This is a genomic window from uncultured Ruegeria sp. (genome assembly GCF_947497005.1).
Classification (GTDB): domain Bacteria; phylum Pseudomonadota; class Alphaproteobacteria; order Rhodobacterales; family Rhodobacteraceae; genus Ruegeria.
In genome coordinates, this window is record NZ_CANMFF010000069.1 from 1 (window position 1) to 442 (window position 442).

1 pseudogene is annotated in these 442 nt (G+C 53.6%); it reads left to right on the plus strand.

Going from position 1 to position 442, the window contains the following annotated elements:
• Positions 1-277 precede the first annotated feature (277 nt).
• Positions 278-364, plus strand: a pseudogene (locus Q0816_RS25940) (IS6 family transposase); the annotation flags it as partial.
• Between the last annotated feature and the right edge of the window lie 78 nt (positions 365-442).

The following is a 442-nucleotide window of genomic DNA, read 5'->3' on the forward strand; positions in this document are numbered from 1 at the left end:
GTGCGCTCCCTGATCTTCAGGGGCTTGAATCATGCGGTCGAGATGGCGGCAACCAAATTAATGGGTCCTGACCCTAGATTCTAGGCTTCGGCAAAGGGGCCGTCTCAGTCAAGCTGTTTTGCGCAGAGTAGTTGATCCGCCAATGCGGTGTAACTTTTCTTCGTTTGTATCCGCCCTGCTTTCTGTCACGGCGGGACTGTTGCATTAATTTATTGAGTTCGGTCTGAGGGGGCATTGCCAAGTTGATCGTGGGGTTGCGCCGGGATAACCGGTCATCATGAAAACGCCACAGACAATGCCGCGCCTGAAGGGATTTCGCTTTCAACGCGAGATCATCTCTTACGCCGTATGGGCCTACCACCGTTGGGAGTGGAAAAGCTTTGGGGATTATGCCGCCCTAAGTAGCCCTAGTGAAACCCTTCTATCCAAGACGGCAGCCCTG